Raw genomic sequence first — 22,619 nt, 5'->3', positions numbered from 1 at the left:
TGTCCCTGCCTTCGTGTGCATCGGCTCGCTCATTTTTTTCCGCCTGGAGATGTCTCATGAACGCCCGTTTTCGGTTGGCTGCGGCCGGAGTTTTTCGCCGCCTTGCCTGCCTCCTGCTTGCCGCGTCAGCCATGGTGTTGGGCGCCGTGCCGGCACACGCCGACATGGCGAAGATCCGCCAGAGCGGCGCCCTGAAGGTCGCGCTGTACAAGGGCCTGCCACCGTTCTCCGATAACGTCGGGGGGCAATTCAGCGGCATTGATGTGGCGCTTGCCAATGCGCTCGGCAAGCAGATGGGCCTGTCGGCGTCGTTGCTGCCCTTTGATGCGGATGACGACGGCATGTCGGGCGACCTGCGCAATATGGTCTGGAAGGGGCATTACCTGGGATACGGCCCGGCCGACGTGATGCTGCATGTGCCGGTCGACCCGAATTTCATTCGCCAGAATGGGCAGGTGCTGATCTTCGCGCCGTACCTTCGCGAAGGCTACGTGCTGGTGTACGACAGCGAGCGCGTCCGCAAGGTCAGCAGTTTCGAAGACCTCGCCGGCCAGGCGACTGGCGCCGAGCAGGGATCGGGCGGCGCAAGCGCGCTGCTTTCCAGCGCCAACGGCGCCCTGCGCGACAAGGTGAAGATCTACCCGGAGGCCAACGAGGCGCTACGTGCGCTGTTCTCCGGCCAGATTGCCGCGGCAATGGTGACGCGGGCGCAATATGAAAGTGCGCTGAAGACGCAGAATCCATCTGCCACACGCTTTGTGGCGACCGAGCTGCAGTCGCCCCTACTGCCCGCCCGCGGCTGGGCGATCGGCATGGCCGTCAAGGCGGATCAACGTGAACTGGCGCAGGCGCTGGAGAGCGCCCTCAATGCCCTGCGCGCCAGCGGCGAGCTGCAGCGCATCTTTGCGCAGTACGGCGTGTCGATGGTGGCACCGTAGGCGCCACTGCCCGCCCACGGAGCCGAACGTGTCGACGTCTCTGATGCGCTGGCCGTGCGGGCTGGCCGCACCGGCCAGCTCGCGCGCTATGCTTTCTCCGCCGCGGCGTGCTTGGAGGGCAGCGCACTCACGTTGTCGTCGAACGCCGAATCCACGGGGATCTTCGAGAAGTGGTGGATCTTCGGCGCGTGCGATTCGTCGGCCTGTGCGTCGTGCGGGTCGATGAACGACATTGCCGTGCGGCGCTTGAGCATGTGCGAGTCACGCGATTGCGATTCGCGCCACAACTCGGCCGTGAATTTGAGACCGGCGCGCAATGCGTGGGCGCTTTCCTGCTTGCCCTTGCGCTGGTCGGAGACGCGCTCGATGCCTTTCTTGACGACATCTTCCAGGAACGTGATACGGGCGCGGTAATAGTCCGCGTGCATTTGAGCATCCATCACGCGCTGCTCTGCCTGGTACAGCTCCATGCGCAATTCGCTTAGCGCGCGTTCGGCCTGCTTCTCGGGAGAGGGTGCGTGGCTCAAGGCCCAGTTTGCAATCCACCGCAACATGGTCAAGCCCTCCTGTCTTGCGGTGTCCGCCGCCGGTGGGAAGACACCGTTCACTGCCCGCGCATTGATCGGAAGTGATCGCCGCTTGCCAAACAGACTAGCAAAAAAAGCAGCGCGATTGCGCTAGTCCACGCGCATGCCTGTTGTGAAAAGGAAGCATGGTCCGTTTGGGTGAGAGGCGCACGGGCCAACTTCTGGTCTCATAAGCGGATTGCCTACTTTGCACAGGTTTGCGAGGCAAACGTCACCTGCCTGCGCAAGCGATTGCGCACATCACCGCGCCCGATCCGGGGCGCCCTGTCAGCGGAACCGGTACGTAAGCGAAGCCATGGCCGTGGTCTGCTGGCGGCGCTGCGTGATCGGGCTATCCGCCGCATCTCCTTGCAACCGCGCAACCGTGAGCGAGCCATTGGCCGTCCACCGATCATCGAGCTTGCACGTGACGATGGCATTGAAGTGGATGTCGCGCAGCCCCGCATGCGTGGCAAATACCGGCAGGCCCGAACGGGCGCTCTGCCCATCGTCCACGCCAAAGAACGTACGCATGTACTGGCCGTTCGTCCATGACACGCCGGTGCCGAGGCTGAACAGCCAGCGGCCGAGCGGCGCGCTTGCGTAGACATCGGCGTTGGCGATCAACCCCTGGCGGTTACCGAGGATGTCCTGCTCCGCATCGGTGGACAGCGTGAGGAACGACACCGTGTACTGGGCAAACGCCTTTGCGCGCACCGTGGCATTGACGTTGCCCAGACCATTCAGGCGCGCGTCGTCATGCGCATGGCGCCACGTCGGGTCGAACTGGAAGTTGCCGCCCACCTGCCACGTGTCGTTGTTCGCCAGGTACACACCCGCAAAGTCCATCCCCTTGGAAAAGAACCGGTGCTTGTACTCGATCTCCTGATCGATCCACGGAAACACGAAGCTCGATTTTGCGCCCGGATACTTGGGCGACATGTAAATCGCCGGGCCCACAGCAATGCTCCAGTCGCTGGCGTCGGCGCTGTTGTTTGCGTTGCTCTCCGTGTTGGCGGCGGGGCTTGTCTGTGCCCGGGCGATGCCGCTCAATGCGCCGATGGCCATCAGAAGGAAGAACACAAGGCGAGGCAGGGCGCGCGAAGACAGCGGCATGAGAGGGCGGAAACTCGAAAGGAATGTGAGCGAAGGAAACGGCGGCACGCCATTCTAGTGGAACCGTCGGAACGCAGGATGACGAGGGAAGGCAGCGAGCGTCTGACGCATCTGCAGTGCCGCGCTGGCAAGCAGGCGAAAAAAAACGCCGGGATGTCCCGGCGTTCTTCATGGTGCGGCTGCCTTATTGCTTGGCGGGCGCAGCGGCCTTCGGTGCCGAAGCAGCGTCGGTCTTGGCTTCCGACTTGGCTGCAGCCTTGTGGGCCTTCTTGTGAGCGTGCTTCTTCTCGTGCTTGGCTTCAGCCTTCGGTGCCGAAGCAGCATCGGTGGTCGTCGCTGCAGCGGTCGCCGCCGGTGCGGGTGCGGCGGCCGGTGCGGAGGCGGTGCCAGCTGCGAACACGGGGGCTGCGAAGGCACCAGCAACGATCAGAGCGGCCAGGGATTGAGCGACTTTCATGTGAGACTCCTTAATCAGATACAAGCGGGATATTGGGACTCCAGATACATGGATCTCGTCCCATTTGCGATCCATGCCTCCAAAAACGTCTCACATTGAGAGCGCGCTGACCGCCGTTTGTAAGCGTTCTGCCCACGGTGTAAGCGCGCGTAACAAGGTCGTTTTCGCTGCGTCCGATGTCTGTCGCGATGGGTTGAGACACATCAAGGCCAGGCCCGGCGCATCGGCGTACCGTCAGGCGTCGGGTGGACAACTGCTGACGCGTACACCACACTGGGTGGTGATGCGTGGGTCATTTCGATGTCAGGCCGCGCATTGCATCGCGGGCGTGGGAGCGCAATGGGTCACGCTCCATCCGATACCGGTAGCGCCACAAACCAGTCTCTTCTATAAGGACAACACGATGAACAAGCTTCTGGCCGCCCTCGTGGCTACAGTCTTCAGCGCCGGCGCGTTTGCGCAGGCGTCCGCACCGGCAGCGGCTCCGGCACCTGCCGCTGCCGCGCCGGCACCCGCCGCGTCGGCTCCTGCCGCAGGCGAAAAGGCAACGCAACTTCATAAGAAGAAAAAGAAACGCGACCATCGTCCGAAGCATCAGGACAAGAGCGCGTACGGCGTGGGCGGCTGATCTGCTGTAGCCCGCCGATTTTCTGCACACCGAAGCGCCGGCCTCCTAGAAGGAGCCGGCGCTTTGTTTTGTGCGAGCCGAAAAGATTCACGTTAAAGTCGCTTGACTTAGAGTGCGCTCTAACTTCTAAGCTCCGTTCATGACCACATTCCTGACCATCGCCCAAGTTGCAGAAGCCACCGGCCTGTCGACGCATACGCTGCGCTATTACGAGCGCATCGGCCTGCTCGACAGCGTGCAGCGGCGCGATAACGGCCATCGTGTCTTCCGCACCGAAGACATGAGATGGCTCGAGTTCCTGCTGCGCCTGCGCGATACCGGCATGCCGATCGCGCAGATGCAGGCGTACGCCGCACTGCGGCGGCAGGGCGACAGTCTGGAGAGTGTGTCGGCGCGCCAACGCCTGCTGGAATCGCATGCGGCGGCGCTGGAAGCGGAGCTGCGCGCGCGGGCCGAAACGCTGGCCGTGCTGCGCGTCAAACTCGTTGTCTACGACGGCATCCGGGCACGGATTGAAGCCGCGGAAGGCGCGAAGGGCTCTGCTTCCTCATCTCTCAAATCGAAGCACAAGCCGAAACGCCAACCGAACGAGGACGCGCATGACACCGAACACGCACACCGCCCAATCCGCAAACCACGCCAGTCTGCAGGACGACCGTTACGCACGGGGCTGGCTAAAGCTGAAGGAAGTCGATGATGTGGCCGGCGAACGCGTGGTCGAGGCCATGGCCGACATCGCGCCCGACCTCGGTCGCTACATCGTCGAATTCGGGTTTGGCGATGTTTACTGCCGCCCTGGCCTGACGCTGCGCGAGCGCGAGATTGCCACCATTGCCGCGCTCACGGCGCTGGGCAACGCGGCACCGCAGTTGAAGGTGCACATTGCGGCGGGGCTCAACGTCGGGCTCACGCGCACGGAGATCACCGAGACGATTCTGCAGATGGCGCTATACGCGGGTTTTCCGGCAGCGCTCAACGGCATGTTTGCCGCCAAGGAAGTGTTTGCCGCTCACGACGCCAAGGCCTAGTGCGTGGTCGCTGCCGGAGGGTCGATCCGCCGCGACACCAGCAACTGATCGACGCGGTGATTGTCGATGTCGAGCACTTCAATATGCAGCGGCCCGATGTCGACCGTCTCGCTCTTCTTGGGAATGCGCTTGAGCGCGTAGATGACCAGCCCGGCGAGCGTTTCGACGTGGTGTTCGCCGGGCAGGTCGTCGAGGTCGAAGGCGCGTTTGACGTCGCCCAGCGGCGTGACACCGTCGATCAGGCATGAGCCGTCATCGCGGCGCACGATCTGCTCGTCCTCGCCCAGGTACAGGATGTCGCCCATCACCGCGCCGACAATGTCGTCGAGTGTCACAACACCCACCACCAGCCCGTATTCGTTGACGACCGCGCCAAAGCGCTCGTGCATCTCGCGAAAGCGCGTGAGCGCTTGCGACAGATTGAGCGTGTCTGGCAGCACCAGCAGATTCTTGTCGTAGTGCTTGCTGATGTTACGGATCACGGCGGACGACTCGTCCGACAGGATCTGCTGCAGGATGTCCTTGGACGCGATGAAGCCGAGCACCGAGTCGATGTCTTCGCGGCAGACGAGATATTCGGCGTGCGGCTGCGCAATGATCTTCATCTTGATCGACTCCAGCGGCTCGTCCACCGTGAAGTAGATCACCTCGTCGCGCACGGTCATCACCGAGGTGATGGTGCGCGATTCCAGCTCGAACACGTTTTCGATCATGGCCAGCTCGTGCTTGCGCAGCACGCCGGCTTCCGCGCCTGCGCCCACCATGGCGGCGATGTCTTCGGTGGTGATCTGGTCGACGCGGTGTGTCGGCACGCCAAACAGCTTGAGGAACATGTCGGCCGCCCCATTGAACAGCCACACCACCGGCCGCAGTGCGCGCAGGCACGACTGCATCGGGCCGATGACCGACAGGGCGCAGCGCTCGGGGTAAAGCACGGCCAGGCGCTTGGGCAGCAGGTCGGCAAAGAGAATGAACAGCGCCGTCACGATGATGAAGCCGGCGATGCTGCCGATCCGTTCGGCGCGGGCGGCAGGCAGCCACTCGCTCAGCCCCGCGGCGAGCGGCCCCGAGATCTGGCTGTCGCCGATGACACCGGCCAGGATGGCCACCGCATTCACCCCGATTTGCACCACGGTGAAGAAGTTGCCGGGCATGTCCTTGAGTTGCAGCACGCGCAGGGCGCGGGTGTCGCCGTCGTCGGCTAGGGTTTGCAGGCGGGTGCGCCGCGATGCCGTGAGGGCGATTTCGGAAGCAGAAAAAAAGGCGCTGATCAGGATCAGCAGGGCAAGGATGAGGGCGGACATGATGGCGGGGGCCGTCCGGGCAAGTCGCGTCGTTGCGCAGCGACAACTGCACGGTCGCGTGGAATGTGGCTCCGAATGATCATGGTGCAGCCCTGAATGCTTTGTCAAACCACGGCATGCGCGATTGATCTCAAACAATTGTTTATGTCCGAGAGGGGTATACGGCCATCAAAAATGTGGTTTGCGGTGTACCCATGGCATCGGCGATACTTGACGTTCGGACACATTATCTCGGTATGCCTTGCGGGGCCTGCGTTTGCGGGCGGCGACCGGGAAGAAAAACAGCAGTTCCGGGACGGCGCCGCCACAGGGGCCGATCTTCAGCGCCGGCGCAGATCGGCCTAATTCATGCACTCAGTTGCATAGCGGAGTATCAGTTCATGTGGGTTCTCAGCCGTTTACAGCGGCGCACCGGGGGGAAACGGGGGAATACGGCAGGGACGATCGCTCGGTTGGCAGGCTTTCTTATTGCAGCCACCGTATCGATGCCTTGTACGACGTTTGCGCAACAAACGTCTGCCACCACCGGATCCGGTGCGTCTGCGGTTACATCTTCCGTCTCGGCCAGCGCGCCGAACATCGCGTGGTACTACGGCGACAAACCGCCCGTGGCGCAGTTGCGCGCCTTCGATGCGGTGGTGGTGGAACCCGACCACGGGTTCGATCCATCGCAGTTCAAGACACCCAAGACGCAGTGGTACGCCTATGTGAGCGTGGGCGAGGTCACGCCTGAGCGCAGCTGGTACAAGGAATTACCCAAGGCCTGGTTGTCGGGCCGCAACGCGGCGTGGGCCTCACGCGTGGTCGACCAGGCCCAGCCCGAGTGGCCGGCGTTTTATGTCGAACACGTCATCAAGCCGCTGTGGGACAAGGGCTACCGTGGCTTTTTCCTCGATACGCTCGACTCTTATCAGTTGGTGGCCAAGGACGACGCCTCGCGCGCGGCGCAGGAAGCCGGCATGGTGCGGGTGATTCGCGCGATCAAGGCGCGCTATCCGGACGCCAAGCTGATCTTCAACCGCGGGTTTGAGATCCTGCCGCAGGTGCACGACCTGGCGTATGCGGTGGCGTTTGAATCGCTGTATCGCGGCTGGGACCAGGGCAGCAAGCAGTACAAGGACGTGAGCGACGCCGACCGCGAATGGCTGATGGGCCATGTACGCCAGATTCGCGACGACTATCACCTGCCCGTCATCGCCATCGACTACTGCCCGCCGACCGACCGTGCCTGTGCACGCGAAACGGCCAAGCGCATCAAGGCGCAGGGCGTGGTGCCGTACGTGACCGATCCCGACCTGTCGACCATTGGCGTGGGGCGCATCGAGGTGTTGCCGCGCAAGGTGTTGATCCTGCAGGACCGCGACCCGCGTACCACTATCGACACCAGCGAGGGCGTGCGCTTCGTGGCCACGCCGCTCAATTTTCTTGGCTACGACGTCGAGTACGCCGACATCAACAAGCCGCTGCCGGCTTCGGTACCGCCCGACCGCTACGCCGGCGTGGTGGTGTGGGTGAACACCAGTCCGATCAAGCAGGTGGCGGCGCTGTCGTCGTGGGTGCGGCAACGTATTCATGACGGCGTGCACATCGCCTTCCTGAACCAGTTCGGCCTGCCGGTGGACGGCAGCATGGCCGACATGTTCAAGCTGCAGCTCGTGCGCGGGCGTGCCAGCGGGCCGCTGTCGGTGGTATCGCAAGACAAGATGATGGGTTTTGAGATGGCGCCCCAGCCGGAGCGCCGTGAAGCCCAGCCGATCAAGGTGAGCGCGAATGGGCAGTCGCTGCTGCGGCTGAAGTCGGGCAACTTTGAGTTTGATGCCGCTGCCATTACCGACTGGGGCGGCTACGTACTGAATCCGTACGCGGTGTTCTCCATGGACACCGTTGAGCAGGCCCGCTGGGTTGTCCAGCCGATCGAGTTCCTGCGCCGCGCGCTGGCGCTGCCGGACATGCCGATCCCCGATGTGACCTCTGAAAACGGCCGCCGGCTCATGCTCGTGCACGTGGATGGCGACGGCTTTGCCTCACGCGCCGAGTTTCCTGGCCCCGAATATTCCGGCGAGGTGCTGCTGCAGGACGTGTGGGAGAAGTACCGTATCCCGACAACGCTGTCGATCATCGAAGGCGAGGTGGGCGCAAGCGGGCTTTACCCCAAGCTGACGCCGCGCCTGGAAGCAATTGCGCGCCAGATGTTCGCGCTGCCGTATGTCGAGCTGGGCACCCATACTTATTCGCACCCGTTTGATTGGAGCCGCACCGTGCCCGGCGCGGCCGCTGATCGGGCCAAGGAAGGCCCGGGTGCGGACAAGGGCGGTGGCGACACCGCATTCACGCTGTCCATTCCGGGCTACAAGTTCAGCCTGGATCGCGAGATAGCGGGCTCGATCAACTACATCAACGAGCGTCTGGCCCCGCCCGGCAAGCGCGTGAAGCTCCTGCAGTGGTCGGGCGACTGCCAGCCTCCCGGGATTGCCGTGCGCATGGCGTGGGACGCAGGCGTGCTCAACCTGAACGGGGGCGATACCACCATCACGCGCAGTTCGCCATCATGGACGGAGATTGCGCCGCTGGGCATCGACAAGGGCCCAGGGGCTTACCAGGTGTTTGCGCCAAACCAGAACGAGAACGTCTATACAAACGATTGGACCGGGCCGTTCTATGGTTTCGATCGCCTGATTGAAACGCTGCAGTTGACGGACACGCCGTATCGCTTCAAGCCGATCAACATCTACTACCACATGTATTCGGGCACCAAGCTTGCGTCGCTCAAGGCCTTGAAGAAGGTCTATGACTACGCGTTGTCGCAGCCCGTGTTCCCGATCTATTCGACCGAGTACGTGGTCAAGGTGCTGGACTTCCGCAACATGGCCATCGCCCGAGAAGTCGGTGACGACAACACCTGGGTGGTGCGCGGCGATGGCGATCTGCGCGAGCTGCGCTGGATGGCGCCCGGTACGCCGCGCATGGCGGATGCGCAGGGGGTGGTCGGATATGACAAGGCCGCCGGCGGCATCTATATCCATCTTGATGACGGTGCCGCACGCTTTACGCTCGCACCTGGGGCGGAGTCGGCCAAGCCGGCGTACATTGCTGAAGCCGCTGCCTTTGTGCGCGATTTCGCACGAAACGGAAATGCGTTGAGTTTCGAGGCAGGCGGCTATTACAAGCCGTTTGTTCGTCTGGCCAATGCGGGTGCCTGCCGTGTGAAGGTCAACGGCAACCCGGCGCGCACCGCCCGTGCGCAAGACAACACCGTGCGTGTCGATCTGACAGGAGCTGCTGCGCAAACCGTGACCTACCAACGTATCGATGTGGTCTGCTGACCTGACCCCGCGTGAACGGCTGCTGCCAGCCTGGCTGATCGGTACCCTGGGTGCGCTGATCGGGCTGGCGCTCGCCTTGATGTTCCCCCGCGAACGTCTGGAGGCGCGCCTGCTGGAGGGCGGCAAGGTCGATGCGCTGTCGGTGGCCTACCTGGAAGCGTGGCTGCGCGTGCGCCCGAACGACGGCGAATTCTTGAGTGTGCTGGCTGCCCAGTACGTGCGCACGGGCCGCTTGGCAGAAGCCGAAGCCATGGTCGCTCGCATGCGCGCGCAGCACGACAAGACGCTCGACCGTGAAGCGCTGCTGCTGGATATCGCCATCCGGGAGCAACGCGCCTACGCGCTGCAACCGAACGATCCGCAGCGCGCGGCCATGCTGATCGACCTGCGTGGTCTGCTCAAGCAGGCGCTGGACTATCGCTGGACTGCGGCCGAGCTGGAGATGCTCGCCGCCAAGTCGCGTGGCTTGGATCAGGGGGCGATTGCCATCCAGTTCTATCAACGTCTGGCAAAACAGGATGTGGCGCGCGCCGCGCAATGGCAGGCGCGTACTGCTGAGATCGCGCTCGGCGTGGGCGAATACCGCGCCGCTGCCGCTGCCAACTTTGCTGCGCAGGCCACCGCCAAGTCGCTCGACGAGCAGCGCCGCTACTTCATTGCAGGGTTGAAGGCACTGCAGGCCGGCAACCTGCTCGACGACGCCATGACGGAAGCGCAACGCCGCGTGGGCCCACTGATCGACGATACCGAAACGCTGCGCTTTCTCACGCGTCTGGCGATGGCATGCAACCGGCCGGATCTGGCAGACCAATACGCCCGGCGCCTGCTGCGGCTGTCGTGGCATCAGGCGGGGGAGGGTGTTGCCTTGGCCTCCGGTGTCGCCCGTCATGACTGGGCATTCGCAGGCCGGCCTGAACCGCTGCCCAGTCCCGCAGACCTGGTGTTCATGGATGGCCCGGAAGGCTTGGCGCGTCGTCAGCGCCACGCTGCACGCATTCGCCCCGTCGCGGATAAGCAGAACAAGGCTGACGATGCAGCTTCGCCAGCGCAACCGTCGGGCGCACAGGCTATTGCACGCGGGATCGCCCCGTTCAATGCCGAAGACTACGACCTCGCATTCCAGGTGTTCATGGGCAGCGGCAATCTGAACGATGCCATGCGCGTGGCCGAGGCCGCCGTGCGCCAACGCCCCGATCTGAAAATCTGGACCGAACGTGCCGCGCAGGTGGCCGAGTGGAACCGCCAACCGATGGCGGCGTTGAACTATTGGCTGGCGTACGCGCAATCCACCGGGGATGACGCGGCCTGGCACCATGTATTGCGTCTGGCGCCCGCGCTCAACGAAGACCACGCCTATCTGGCGGGGCTGCGCTACCAGGCAGGCCGCAACCCGGGCGACATGAAGTTGCTCGACCAGATCATCGCGGCGTACGAGCGCCTGGGCGAACCCGTGGAAGGGCTGACCTACCTGAACAGCATCGCGCGCGGGCCGCATCGCCAGGTGGTGCTGGAGCGCTATGCCAATCTGGCCGAGCGCGCAGGCAAAGACGATCAGGCCTACGACACCTACGTGCGTTTGCAGAAGGAGTTCGGTCCCAACGCGCAGTACGCGCTCAAGCTGGCGAACATCCTGTACGTGCGCGGGCAGTTCGCGCAGGCGCTTGCCGCCATGCAGGCCGCGGACAAGGTGGCCACGCCATCCGATGACCTCTACTGGCGGACCTTCGCCCAGCTCGCGCGTCTGAACCAGCGTGATGATCTGTCGCGTGAGGCGTATCGACAGTTGCTGATCGGCGGCAAGGCTGAGCCAGACGATCTGACAACGATGATCGACTTCTACGACGCCAGCCCCATCGATGCTGGTCGTCTGGCAGAACTTGCCTTCCGCAAGGACGGCACGATGGTCCACCTGCAGCAGGCCATCTACTACTACACGCGTGCGCGAGCCTTCCGCCGCATCGATGGGTTGCTGGCCTCCCTCACGCCAGAACAGCGCAAAGCGGCCGAGCGATCCGCCGGCGTGCTGGGCGCGCGCGCAGAGTATTTCCGCCAGAGCGGTCAGTGGGATGCCGCCATGCGTGATTTGCGGCGCGCTGTGTCGCTGCCTGATGCCGGCAGCGATGTGAAGGCCGCCTTCCTCTGGGGCCTGCTGGATTCCGGTCAGAACGCCGAGCTCAAGCGCGCATTGGCGCTTTGGCGTGGCGAGGCCGAAAACGATTCCGCGTACTGGGGCGCCTACGCTGCCGCTGGCCTGCAGCTGTTTGACGCCAACCTGGCGCTGCGCTTCCTGGGCCGCCAGGGCAAGTCGATGCAGACCGATCCGCTCTGGTTGCTGGCCTATGCCGATGCCCGCGAAATGGCCGGTCAGGCCGATGCCGCCTGGGCGCTGCGCCGCGAAGCGTGGTGGTTGCTGTGGCGCGCTGAAGACACGACAGGCAAAGGCAAGGCCAACCCGCCCGCGGGGCGCCGCGTAGGCACGCGCGTCACGGTGGGCGATGGCGACGCGGCGCCGCTGGAAGAAGATGCACGCGCTGAATTGCGTGCCCGGCGCGTTTCACTGGCCCAGACGTTCGGGTCTGGCGACCTGTCGCAGCGACTGCTGATCGAACTGCTGCGCGATGACCGCCGCGCCACGCGGCAGGCCCGCGAAGGCGGTAGCGCCGCTGTGCAGAAATCGGAGCTGGGCGATATCGACACGTTGCCGCCCGAGCCGCCCCAGACTCCCGCCGACAAGCGCAAGCAGCCCCGCGTGAGCGATCAGCTTGTTTCCGCCGTGGCGAAGGAAGCCGCACTGGGCTGGGCGCTCTCGCAGGAGGCGAATGATCTGGCGCGCGCGTGGCTGCTGCAGCAGTACACGCGCCGCATGACGCGCCCGGCCTATGCCGAGATCTCCATTGCCCTGGCCGAGCGCGATCTGCAGACGCTCAACCGGCTGCTTGACGACACGCCTGACCGCATTCCGCTCTACAACCGCATCGATGCCAATGTGATGACGGACCGCCTGGGCGAGGCGCAGCGTTTGTCGTTTGAAGGGCTGACCACCGCCCCCGATGACGCACAACTGCACGAACGTGTGCAGGAGACGCTGCTGACCAATGCGCAGGCGCTGGAGCCGCGCGAGACGTGGTTCAAGCAGGCACCCCTGACGTACTTCGAGACCAGCGCCGCCGCCGGCATCCGCCTGACCGACCACTACAGCATGCTGGTGCGCGCCACCCAGCGGAACCAGCGCTCGACCGACGATACGCAGTTGACCGGTGTGCCCGCGCAGGATCGACAGGTGGATTGGATCTCGCAGTACCAGACGCAGAACACACAGTGGAAGGGCACGGTGGGTTGGCGCCAGGGGCTGGGCTCGCTTTACGCGTTCCGGCTGGATGGTCTGCTGGGGCAGGTAGGGCCGGTGGGCACCGAACTGTCGATCGGCCGCAACCAGCCGGCCAATGAAACGCCGCAACTGCGTGTGGGCGGCGTGAAGGATCTGTTCTCGATCGGCAACAACTGGCGCTTGACGCAAAACGAATACGTGCGCGCCCGCGTGGAAGGCGACCGCTTCTACGGACAGGATCGCTCGTTCCTCGGCAGCGGCATGGTGTTCGATGGCGAAATCGGCCACCGCTTCCGGGTGGAATATCCGGACTACACGATCCGCGTGGTTGGTACCGTCGCACGCTACAACGCATCGGGCACGGTCAGCCCGTTGATGGCTCGCCTGCTTCCCTCGGGCGCCGCACCGGACGTTGATCAGATCATGCCGCGCTCGTTCAACCAGTTCGGCATGCTGTTTGGCTTCGGCACGGATTATCTGGACCGCTACACGCGCGCATGGCGGCCCTTCATGGATGCGGGCATGCTGCATGACAACCGCGAAGGGTGGGGCGTGCAGGCCCAGCTTGGCGTGGCAGGCAGCGTGTTTGGCAACGACCATCTGGCGCTGTACATCGAGCACCAGTCGATTACGCGCGCGGGTACATCGCCGCTGACGGAGATCGGCCTGCGCTACCGGTGGCTCTACTGACAAGCAAGAACAAAGCAACGGGGAAGAAACGACATGAAGCACACAACGGAAGACTCCAGGGAGAACGCGATGACACCCTTGATCCACAAGATGAAGGCCGGCCGCCGGCGCTGGCTGGCCATGGCAGCGGGCGTCGGTGCGGCGCTTGTGTTGTCCGCCTGCGCGGTGGTCGACAGCGGCCGTGCACCGGCAACCAGCGCGTCTGACGCGTGGGTGGTGCTGCCCATCGCCAATTACACCGAAACGCCGCAGGCAGGCCTGCGTGCAGAGACGATCGCGGCCAGCATCCTGAAGGCGCGCGGCTTCTCCAACCTCAAGCAGTATCCGGCCAACCTGAACAGCGAATCGCTGTTCGAGCCCGCCGAGCGCGAGGCCGTGGCGCGTGCACTGGATTGGGCGCGCGGCGAGAAAGCCCGCTATGCCCTGACCGGCGCCGTGGATGAGTGGCGCTACAAGGTCGGCGTGGATGGCGAGCCCGCTGTCGGCATCACGCTGCAGGTGATTGACGTGCAGACCGGCAACGTGATCTGGAGCGCAGCCGGCAGCCGTACCGGCTGGAGCCGCGATGCCGTGTCGGCGGTGGCGCAGAAGCTGCTGCGCGAGCTGCTGTCGCCGCTGGGCCGGGGCTGATGAAGACCGAGTCCGCAGGTTCCGCCCAATCGGCCGGCCGCGCCGCCGCCGATGCGCGCGGCCAGGGTGGGCGAACTGAGCGACGGCGCAACGCGCAGGGCATTGGCGCGTCGACCTGGTATGGGCGCCTGATTGCGCCCGCCGTGTCCAGCCCGAGCGCCGTGCTCGAAACGCTGGGCGCGGTGGTGGTGGCCATCGGCGTCGTCTGGCTGTTCTCGCCCGACAACCCGCTGCTGCTCGGCTACGGCTTTCCGTGGATCTGGCTGGTGCCACTCATCCTGGCGCTGCGCTACGGCACGCTGCTCGGCGCGCTGGCCGCGCTGGTGGTGCTGGGCGCCTGGGCCGTCTTCTACGGACAGACGGCCGCTGCCGGCAGCTTCCCGCGCATGTACTTCCTGGGCGGTCTGATGCTGGTGTTGGTTGGCGGGCAGTACGGCGACATCTGGGGCGCGCGGTTGTCTCGCGCCCGCACGGTCAATGGCTATCTGAACGACCGGCTGGCAGCGCTCACGAAGAACCACTTCCTGCTGCGCCTCTCGCACGAGCGCCTGGAAAACGACCTGCTGGCCAAGCCGACCACGCTGCGCGACACGCTCACGCAACTGCGCAATATCGCGCTGGCCGCGCGCGAGCACGGTACGGCCGAGAACGCGCCTGACGTGGCACAACTGCCCGGCGCCGAGCCCTTCCTGCAATGGACGGCACAGGCCTGCCAGCTGGAAGTGGCGGCCATGGTGCGCGTGACGGGCAACCGCATCGACACCGAACCGGTGGCCCGTGTCGGCACGCCGTTCGACATCGTTGCCGATGACCCGCTGATCCGCCATTGCATCGACACCCACACGCTGGGCCACCCGCAGGCGCCTGAGCTGCGGAACGTGAACAACCCGGAAGACAGCTCGCGCTACGTGGCGTGCGCGCCCGTGCTGTCGGGTGCGGATGAGCTGATCGGCTTGGTGGTCGTGCATCAGATGCCGTTCCTCTCGCTGTCGTACGAGAACCTGCAGTTCCTGCTCGTGCTGCTTGGCTACTACGCCGACGGCGTGCGCCACCTCACCGTCAGCTCCGAGATTCTCGATCTCGTGCCCGATGCGCCGTACGAATTCGCGCTCGACCTCGGGCGGCTGGCACGCCTGCATCGCGACACCGGTATCGATTCGTCGGTGGTGGCGCTCATCTTCCACCAGGACGAGGCCAGCGACGCGTTGTTCGAGAGCGTGGTGCGCAGCCGCCGTGCGCTGGATGTTGTCTGGCAGGCAAGCGGCAAGAACCGCCGCGCCATCATCACGCTGATGCCGCTGTCGGGCGCGGGCGCGGTGTCGGCCTATCTGGTGCGCATTGAAGACAGCCTGCGCGCGCAGTTCGGCGTCGATTTCGAGGGCGGGCACATCAGCGTGCAGACGTTGCATGTGACCGGCGAGCATCCGGGCGAAGCGCTGCAGCGCTTCCTCGCGCGCTGCCATCTCGATGCATAGGGGCGCATAGGCATGCGGGGTGACCATGTTTAAGCTCACGCTCGGCGGCATCGCGGCCCAGATTGCGGCAGTGGCGATGGCACTGCATGCCGGCAACAGCCTTGCACTGCTGCTGTCGTGCCTGATGCTGCAGGGCACCGCCGCCGCGCTGATCGGCCTGGCTGCGTGGCGCTTGCTGCCGCGCCGCTATCGCGTGCCGTTCGTGTGGACGTATGGCTACCTGGCGGCGCTGTGCTTTTTCGTGCCGGTGGCGGGTGGCCTGCTGGTGCTCGGCAGCCTGCTGCTCGCCAAGCTTTTTCCCAAGCCCGAAGACGACAAGGACATCGCCGATGTTGGGCTGCCGGTGTTCGTGGCGCATTTGATCTCGCGCGTGACGCACGGCGGCGGGGCGCGGCTGCGCGCACAGCTCAGCAACGAGCGCGCGCCAGTGCAAAGCCGCATGACCGCGCTGGTGGCCATGCAGTCGATGCCCACGCGCACCGCCAGCCCCGTGCTGCGCGACCTGCTGGCCGACCCGGTGGACGATATCCGCCTGCTGGCCTACGGCATGCTCGACAACGCCGAGAAGGTGCTCACGCAAAAGATCCTGGCCGAGCTGCCGCGCCTGGAAGAAGCCACCACGCCCGAAGCACGCTACGACATCAACAAGCGCCTGGCCGATCTGTATTGGGAACTGATCTACCAGAATCTCGTGCAGGGCGACGTGTACCGCTACACCGCCGAGCAGGTCGAACGCTACGCCAGCGCCGCGCTCGATATCCAGCCCGACAACGCCGCGCTGTGGTACATGCGCGGCCGGCTCGCCCTGTCGCGCCGCGAGCCCGATGTGGCCGAGTCCCACCTGCGCCGCGCCGAATCCCTCGGCTTCCCGCGCGACCGCCTGCTGCCGCCACTGGCCGAAGCCTGCTACCTGCGTCGCGACTATGCCGGCGCGCGTGCGGCGCTGGCGCAGTTCTCCAGCCGGTCACCGCTGCCGTTGCTGCGCCCGCTGCTGCGCTACTGGACATCATGAGCAACGACCACTTTCCTCGCGCCGAGTCCGCCGACGTCGCGCTGCTGCTTGAAGGGACCTTTCCCTACGTGAGCGGCGGGGTGTCTAGCTGGGTCAACCAGATGATCCGGGCGTTTCCGGACGTCCGCTTTGCCGTCGTCTTCATCGGCAGCCGCCGTGAGGACTACGGCAAGCCCGTCTACGCCATTCCCGACAACGTGGTGCACCTGGAGTGCCACTACCTGTACGACTTTCCACCGCCGCCACTGGTGCAGGCCAGTGGCGGCGATGCCGCAGCGTTCGAGCGCTCGCGCAAGCTGCACGACGCCCTGCGCAATCCGGCAAACAAGGAAGAGACCGCCGAGCTGATCCGCGCCTCGATCGCCGACCTGCGCGACGACGGCCCGCTGGCCGAGGAGCAGTTCCTCTACAGCCACCGTGCGTGGGACATGATGACGGACTACTACCGGCGCTATTGCACCGACCCGTCGTTCACGGACTACTTCTGGACCGTGCGCATCATGCACAAGCCGCTGTGGCAGCTCGTGCGCATTGCCGAAAACCTCATCCCGGTGAAGGTGTTCCACACCGTCTCGACCGGCTATGCCGGTTTCCTGGGCGCGCTGCTGCGCTACAGGCGCGGGCGGCCGCTGCTGGTGTCCGAGCACGGCATCTACACCAAGGAACGCAAGATCGACCTGTTCCAGAGCCAGTGGATTCGTGACAACCGCAGCATCTTCGAGAAGGACATCGCGCAGATCAGCTACTTCCGCGACTTGTGGGTGCGTTTTTTCGAGACCATGGGCCGGGTCTGCTATGACGCAGCCGAAGACATCGTCGCGCTGTACGAAGGCAACCGGCAGCGGCAGGTGATTGACGGTGCGCCCGCCGAGAAGACGCGCAGCATTCCCAACGGGATCAACCTGCCGCGCCTGGCCGCGCTGCGCGAGAAGCGGCAGGCCAGCGTGCCGCGCGTGATGTGCCTGATCGGCCGGGTGGTGCCCATCAAGGACGTGAAGACGTTCATTCGCGCGATGCTGACCGTCACGCGCGAGATGCCCGACGCGGAAGGCTGGATTGCCGGCCCGGAAGACGAAGATCCGGAATACGCGCAGGAATGCCACAGCCTGGCCGAGAGCCTGGGCCTGGGCGACCGCATCAAGTTCCTGGGCTTCCAGAAGATCGACGACATCCTGCCGAAGGTGGGTGTGCTGGTGCTGAGTTCCATCAGCGAGGCGCTGCCGCTGGTGGTGCTGGAAGGGTTTGCCGCGGGCGTGCCGTCCGTCACGACGGATGTGGGTTCGTGCCGGCAACTGCTGTTCGGCCTGGAAGGCGAAGACGCGGCTCTGGGCGCGGCCGGCGCCGTGGTGCGCATTGCCGACCCTGCCGCCCTGGCTGCCGAAGTGCTGACGCTGCTGCGCGATGAAACGCGCTGGCATGCGGCCCAGGCAGCCGGCATTGCCCGCGTCGAGCGCTACTACACGCAAGAGATGATGGTCGGCAGTTACCGCGAGCTGTATACGCGCCTGCAGACCTTGCCCGATCTGAGTACCGAGCACGGTGCCAAGGCGGCGTCTGCAGCTGCGGCGGCCTGCCCGCACCACGCCCAGCAGAACAGGCCACTGAACACGCCAGATGAGGGAGCCCGCTGATGGCCGGCATTGGTTTTGAGCTGCGCAAGATGCTCAAGCGCGACAGCCTGCTTGGGCTGCTGCGCGCCTATACCTACGCCGGCATCATCAGCTCCGGGCCGTGGATTCTCTCCATCGTCGGGATTCTGCTGATCGGTATCCTGAGCCTGCCGTTCGTGGTTCCCGGCTCGCTCATCACGCAGTTCCAGGTGTCGGTCACCTACCTGATCGCGGTCAGCCTGATCCTGACCGGGCCGCTGCAGCTTGCCTTCACGCGCTTTACGTCCGACCGCCTGTTCGAGAAGCGCGACGACCTGATCCTGCCCAACTACCACGCCGTGTCGCTCGTGATGACGCTGGTGGCGGGCGGGCTGGGGCTGCTCGTCATCGTGTTTGCATTTCCGCAGCAGTCGGCCATTTACCGGCTGCTGATGCTGGCGGGCTTCGTGGTCATGGCCAACATCTGGATTGCCGTGATCTTCCTGTCGGGCATGAAGCAGTACAAGGCGATCGTGTGGATCTTCCTGGTCGGCTACACGCTCACCGTGCTGCTGGCGCTGCTGTTCAACCGGCACGGGCTGGAAGGGTTGCTGCTGGGGTTCGTGACGGGGCAGCTTTTCTTGCTGATCGGCATGGCCGCGCTCATCTACCGCAATTTCAGCGGGCGGCGCTTCCTGTCGTTCGAGGTGTTCGACAGGCGGTTTGCGTATCCGTCGCTCATGCTCATCGGGCTGCTCTACAACCTCGGCATCTGGCTCGACAAGTTCATGTTCTGGTATGCGCCGGGCACGGGGCAGCAGGTGATCGGACCGCTGCATGCGTCGGTCATCTATGACATTCCGGTGTTCCTGGCTTACCTCGGCATCATCCCCGGCATGGCGGTGTTCCTGGTGCGCATCGAGACCGACTTTGTCGAGTACTACGACGCCTTCTATGACGCCGTGCGGGGCGGGGCATCGCTCGAGCACATCGAAGACATGCGCAACACGATGGTGCAGACCATTCGTGCCGGCCTGTACGAGATCGTGAAGATCCAAGCCATGGCCGCGCTGGTGTTGTTTGCCGTGGGCGCTGCGGTGCTGCGGGCGCTGCAGATTTCCGAGCTGTACCTGCCGCTGCTGTATGTCGACACCATTGCCGCGAGCTTGCAGGTGGTGTTCCTGGGGGTGGTGAACATCTTCTTCTACCTGGACCGGCGCCGCGTGGTGCTGGCGCTGACGGCGGCGTTCGTGGCGCTCAATGGCGTGCTGACGTGGATTACGTTGCAGCTCGGGCCGGCCTGGTACGGATACGGATTTGCCGTGTCGCTGCTCTTGGTTGTGATGGCGAGCCTGGTGATCCTGGACCGGAAGCTGGATCGGCTGGAGTACGAGACGTTCATGTTGCAGTGAGGCTGGCCGACAGCCTCCGCTGCCGTCCGGAGCCTCGCCGACGACGCATCAACCTCCGCTCATGACCCTTCAAGCCTCGCGCACCGCGCTCCAAGCGCCAGCCGCGAGGCTTTTTGCTCCGCCATCGAGGCTCGGAGGCCGGCGTTCGGGGCTCTTTGCTCGGCGGATGGACCTCCGAGCTCGGCGTTCCGAGCTTTTTACTCGGCGGGTGGAGCTCCGTGCTCGGCAGTCGGAGCTATTTACTCGACAGATGGGGCTCAGAGCTCGGCGGTCGGAGCTTTTTACTCGGCGAATGGAGCTTTGAGCTCGACAGCCCGAGCTTTTTGCTCGGGCGGGGCGACGCGGCTCTGGACCCGGCGGTCGGCAGCCGCACTCAGTGGCGTGGCTCAAACGCGAGTTTCAGCCCCAATCCGATCATGACGATGCCGCTTGTCCGGTGCATCCGTGCAAGGAAGCGCGGATTTTGGCGAAACCAGTTCGAGAGCAGCCCCGCGAATATCGCCACCGGACCTTTGACGAGAAATGTCAGGCACGCAAACGCAAGCCCCAGCATGAAGACGGAAAGCGTTGGATGTGCCGCATCGGCGGGAACGAACTGCGGCAGGAAGGCGAGATAGAACAGCGCGATCTTGGGATTCGACATGTTGGATAGCGCACCTTGAGAGAACGCACGCACTGCCGATTGCGGCGCACCGTGGCTGTGCGCAAGCGCAAGCTCGCCCGATGCGCGGAACAGCGCGATGCCCAGATAGAGCAGGTAGAGCGCGCCGACCAGCTTCAGTGCGGTGAACACCCATTCGGATGCCTGGAGCAGGGCGCCCAAGCCAAGCGTGGCCAGCACGGTGTGCACCGTCAGCCCAACGCTGACACCCGCTGCGGTGACAAGGCCGGACCGTGTTCCGTGGGTGAGCGTGCGCGACATCACGAGCACCATATCCTGCCCCGGCGTCAGGATGATGAGCAGGGAGGTTGCCACGAACGGCAGCCATGACAGATGCGACATAAGCAGAACTCCTGAGTGAAATGGGCAGACGTTGAGCCGCGCATGTCTGCAGCATGGCACCGCTTGCAGGCCGTCCGCGCCCTCAAATTATGGGGACAACGCGGTAGAGATTGGCTGCATGTTTGGCTATGATCGTCCACAGAATTGGAGCAAATCTCTATAAAACAGGTCATAACTAGCCAAATATGGAAGCCAAGCTTGATGCGATCGACAAGCGCATTCTCCGATCCCTGCAACGCGATTCGAACCAGACGAATGCCCAACTCGCCGAGAAGGTCGGGCTCTCTGCAACGCCCTGCCTGCGCCGGGTTCATCTGCTAGAGCAGCACGGTGTCATCGATGGCTACGTTGCGCTGCTGAACCCCGCAGCCGTCGATCTGAAGTTCACGGCGTTTGTCAGAGTCACCCTGGAACGCCAGGACAAGGCGACGGTCGAGCATTTCGCGCGCGAGATCGAGAAGGCGTCTGAGGTGCTCGAATGCCATTTGATGGCCGGCAGCTATGACTATCTCTTGCGCGTGATCGCCCGGGATCTCGATGACTATCAGCGCTTCCAGATGGAGACGCTGACGAAGATAAAAGGGGTGCGCAACGTGGAAACCGAGATCCCGCTCAAGCGCATCAAGCAGACGACGCACTTGCCGATCTAGACGCCGTGGAACTGCGCTCCTGTGCTCGAACCCATAGCCCCACAACATCCCCCCTAACAACTCCGCATTTGCCGAACCACCGCCGGGCTCCTTAAGCTGCACCCGACATTCCAAAACGTGCAGCTTCTTCATGCAAATAGCAGTAGTCGGCGCCGGCATCATTGGCATCAGCACGGCCTATGCGCTGGCCCAGGAAGGCCATCAGGTCACCCTGGTCGAGCGCCATCCGGGCCCGGGCGAGGGCACCAGTTACGCCAACGGCGGCCAGTTGAGCTACAGCTATGTGGCGCCGCTGGCCGGCCCCGGCGTGCTTTCGCATGTGCCGGGCTGGCTGCTGCGCCGTGATTCGCCGCTGCGCCTGAAGCCGTCGCTGGACCCGGCGTTGCTGCGCTGGGGGCTGCGCTTCATCGCGGCCTGCAATCGCGACCGTGCCGATCGCACCACGCGCGAGCTGCTCGCATTGTCGTTCTACAGCCGCGCCCGCATGGAGGCGCTGCGGGAGGCGCTGCCGGATCTGGCGTTCAGCTTTGCGCGTCGCGGCAAGCTGGTGGTGCATCGCGAGGCTGCGGCGTTTGAATCTGCCCGCGCCCAGGTCGGCTATCAGGCCACGCTCGGCTGCGAGCAGCATGCGTTGTCCGCCGATGAGGCTGTCGCCCACGAGCCCGCGCTAGCCGGCGTACGCGACCAGATCGTCGGCGCCATCTATACGCCCGACGAAGACGTGGCGGATTGCCATCAACTCTGCGTTGGCTTGTTCAACAGGTTGCGCGCGATGCCGAACGTGACGTTGCGCTTCAACACCGGCGTGGATGCGTTGTGGACAGAAGGCCGCCATGTGCGTGGTCTCAAATTGGCCGATGGCGAACAGGTTGCCGCCGATGCGGTGGTGATGGCAGCGGGCGTGACCAGCGCCAGGCTGCTCAGCCCGCTGCGTATCGACGCGGGCCTGTATCCGCTGAAGGGTTACAGCATCAGCCTGCAGCTGGAGGCGGGCGATGTCGCTCCGGTGATCAGCGTGACGGATGCGGCGCGCAAGATCGTCTATGCCCGCATCGGCCAGACGCTGCGTGTGGCGGGCATGGCTGATTTGGTGGGCTGGTCAACGGCGCTGGATACGCGCCGTGCGCAGACGCTGTATGACGAAACGCGCGCGCTGTTTCCGGGTGCCATGCGCGCCAATGACGCGGGTGCCGATGCTGCCCCCTGGGCCGGCATGCGGCCCGCAACGCCAACAGGCGTGCCGGTGGTGGGCCCATCGCCGGTGCAAGGGTTGTGGTTGAACGTGGGCCACGGCGCGCTGGGCTTTACGCTGGCGCTGGGCAGTGCAGGCTTGTTGGCCGATCTGATTGCTGGCCGCAAGCCCGCGATTTCCCCAGTGCCGTACGCGCTTGCCGCGTGACACAAGAACGAGATTCAAAAGACCGAGCGCGCAGGCCCGATGATGCGTATCTGGCCCGAGCCCATTGGTAA

At 64.5% G+C, this 22,619-nt stretch carries 18 protein-coding genes; 13 read left to right on the top strand and 5 right to left on the bottom strand.

The genetic code is table 11. The annotated features are described in order from the left end of the window. The first annotated feature begins 56 nt into the window (after positions 1 to 56). On the top strand, positions 57 to 938 hold the full coding sequence (locus tag ACU8YE_RS09170; protein WP_232040684.1) for a substrate-binding periplasmic protein: 882 nt from the start codon (positions 57 to 59) through the stop codon (positions 936 to 938). 86 nt (positions 939 to 1,024) lie between these two features. Here the strand turns inward: ACU8YE_RS09170 and ACU8YE_RS09165 are convergent, their stop codons facing one another. The 3 genes from ACU8YE_RS09165 to ACU8YE_RS09155 all read right to left on the bottom strand — a co-directional run bounded on the left by ACU8YE_RS09165 (position 1,025) and on the right by ACU8YE_RS09155 (position 3,077). After that, on the bottom strand, positions 1,025 to 1,465 hold the full coding sequence (locus ACU8YE_RS09165) for a hypothetical protein (RefSeq protein WP_232040683.1): 441 nt from the start codon (positions 1,463 to 1,465) through the stop codon (positions 1,025 to 1,027). 327 nt (positions 1,466 to 1,792) lie between these two features. Continuing rightward, entirely contained in the window at positions 1,793 to 2,620 is an 828-nt protein-coding gene (locus ACU8YE_RS09160) for a MipA/OmpV family protein (protein ID WP_446928554.1), read from the bottom strand. Positions 2,621 to 2,804: 184 nt separating this feature from the next. Next, positions 2,805 to 3,077, bottom strand: a complete 273-nt coding sequence (locus ACU8YE_RS09155) for a hypothetical protein (protein ID WP_004631175.1) — start codon at positions 3,075 to 3,077, stop codon at positions 2,805 to 2,807. Positions 3,078 to 3,480: 403 nt separating this feature from the next. Here ACU8YE_RS09155 and ACU8YE_RS09150 point away from each other — a divergent pair, with 403 nt between their 5' ends. From ACU8YE_RS09150 to ACU8YE_RS09140, 3 genes are all read left to right on the top strand, one after another. Beyond that, positions 3,481 to 3,705: a signal peptidase gene (locus ACU8YE_RS09150; RefSeq protein WP_232040681.1), complete on the top strand. Its 225-nt coding sequence runs from the start codon at positions 3,481 to 3,483 to the stop codon at positions 3,703 to 3,705. Positions 3,706 to 3,844: 139 nt separating this feature from the next. After that, positions 3,845 to 4,402: a MerR family transcriptional regulator gene (locus ACU8YE_RS09145; RefSeq protein WP_232040680.1), complete on the top strand. Its 558-nt coding sequence runs from the start codon at positions 3,845 to 3,847 to the stop codon at positions 4,400 to 4,402. Further along, positions 4,305 to 4,733 (top strand): carboxymuconolactone decarboxylase family protein, encoded by a 429-nt coding sequence (locus ACU8YE_RS09140; protein ID WP_446928553.1) that lies wholly within the window; start codon positions 4,305 to 4,307, stop codon positions 4,731 to 4,733. The genes ACU8YE_RS09145 and ACU8YE_RS09140 overlap by 98 nt, the downstream gene beginning before the upstream one ends. Here the strand turns inward: ACU8YE_RS09140 and ACU8YE_RS09135 are convergent. Continuing rightward, positions 4,730 to 6,037 (bottom strand): hemolysin family protein, encoded by a 1,308-nt coding sequence (locus tag ACU8YE_RS09135; RefSeq protein WP_446928552.1) that lies wholly within the window; start codon positions 6,035 to 6,037, stop codon positions 4,730 to 4,732. The genes ACU8YE_RS09140 and ACU8YE_RS09135 overlap by 4 nt on opposite strands. 485 nt (positions 6,038 to 6,522) lie before the next feature. Between ACU8YE_RS09135 and ACU8YE_RS09130 the strand changes: the two genes are divergently transcribed. From ACU8YE_RS09130 to pelG, 7 genes are all read left to right on the top strand, one after another. Then, on the top strand, positions 6,523 to 9,360 hold the full coding sequence (locus ACU8YE_RS09130) for a bifunctional glycoside hydrolase 114/ polysaccharide deacetylase family protein (RefSeq protein WP_232040677.1): 2,838 nt from the start codon (positions 6,523 to 6,525) through the stop codon (positions 9,358 to 9,360). Beyond that, positions 9,347 to 13,378, top strand: coding sequence for a tetratricopeptide repeat protein (locus ACU8YE_RS09125; RefSeq protein WP_446928551.1), 4,032 nt, complete (start codon positions 9,347 to 9,349; stop codon positions 13,376 to 13,378). The genes ACU8YE_RS09130 and ACU8YE_RS09125 overlap by 14 nt, the downstream gene beginning before the upstream one ends. Before the next feature lie 69 nt (positions 13,379 to 13,447). Beyond that, positions 13,448 to 14,008 carry a DUF4136 domain-containing protein gene (locus ACU8YE_RS09120; RefSeq protein WP_232040675.1) on the top strand — a complete coding sequence of 187 codons (561 nt, stop codon included), beginning with the start codon at positions 13,448 to 13,450 and terminating at the stop codon, positions 14,006 to 14,008. Next, entirely contained in the window at positions 14,008 to 15,483 is a 1,476-nt protein-coding gene (locus ACU8YE_RS09115; protein WP_260801937.1) for a PelD GGDEF domain-containing protein, read from the top strand. The genes ACU8YE_RS09120 and ACU8YE_RS09115 overlap by 1 nt, the downstream gene beginning before the upstream one ends. Before the next feature lie 25 nt (positions 15,484 to 15,508). Then, on the top strand, positions 15,509 to 16,495 hold the full coding sequence (locus ACU8YE_RS09110) for a tetratricopeptide repeat protein (RefSeq protein WP_232040673.1): 987 nt from the start codon (positions 15,509 to 15,511) through the stop codon (positions 16,493 to 16,495). Then, a complete protein-coding gene (gene pelF / locus ACU8YE_RS09105; RefSeq protein ID WP_446928550.1) occupies positions 16,492 to 18,126 on the top strand; it encodes a GT4 family glycosyltransferase PelF in 1,635 nt (544 codons plus the stop codon). The genes ACU8YE_RS09110 and pelF overlap by 4 nt, the downstream gene beginning before the upstream one ends. After that, positions 18,126 to 19,496: an exopolysaccharide Pel transporter PelG gene (pelG, locus tag ACU8YE_RS09100; protein ID WP_232040671.1), complete on the top strand. Its 1,371-nt coding sequence runs from the start codon at positions 18,126 to 18,128 to the stop codon at positions 19,494 to 19,496. The genes pelF and pelG overlap by 1 nt, the downstream gene beginning before the upstream one ends. A 373-nt stretch (positions 19,497 to 19,869) precedes the next feature. On the opposite strand, the gene ACU8YE_RS09095 is transcribed toward pelG, so the two are convergent. Beyond that, positions 19,870 to 20,499: a LysE family translocator gene (locus ACU8YE_RS09095; protein ID WP_414560883.1), complete on the bottom strand. Its 630-nt coding sequence runs from the start codon at positions 20,497 to 20,499 to the stop codon at positions 19,870 to 19,872. 185 nt (positions 20,500 to 20,684) lie between these two features. Here ACU8YE_RS09095 and ACU8YE_RS09090 point away from each other — a divergent pair, with 185 nt between their 5' ends. After that, entirely contained in the window at positions 20,685 to 21,149 is a 465-nt protein-coding gene (locus ACU8YE_RS09090; protein WP_232040669.1) for an Lrp/AsnC family transcriptional regulator, read from the top strand. Between the two features lie 130 nt (positions 21,150 to 21,279). Continuing rightward, on the top strand, positions 21,280 to 22,548 hold the full coding sequence (locus ACU8YE_RS09085) for a D-amino acid dehydrogenase (protein ID WP_446928549.1): 1,269 nt from the start codon (positions 21,280 to 21,282) through the stop codon (positions 22,546 to 22,548). Positions 22,549 to 22,619: the final 71 nt, after the last annotated feature.

Source organism: Ralstonia sp. VS2407 (assembly GCF_052950655.1).
The sequence above is the reverse complement of the archived record's forward strand: the minus strand, read 5'-3'. Positions and strand labels throughout refer to the sequence as shown.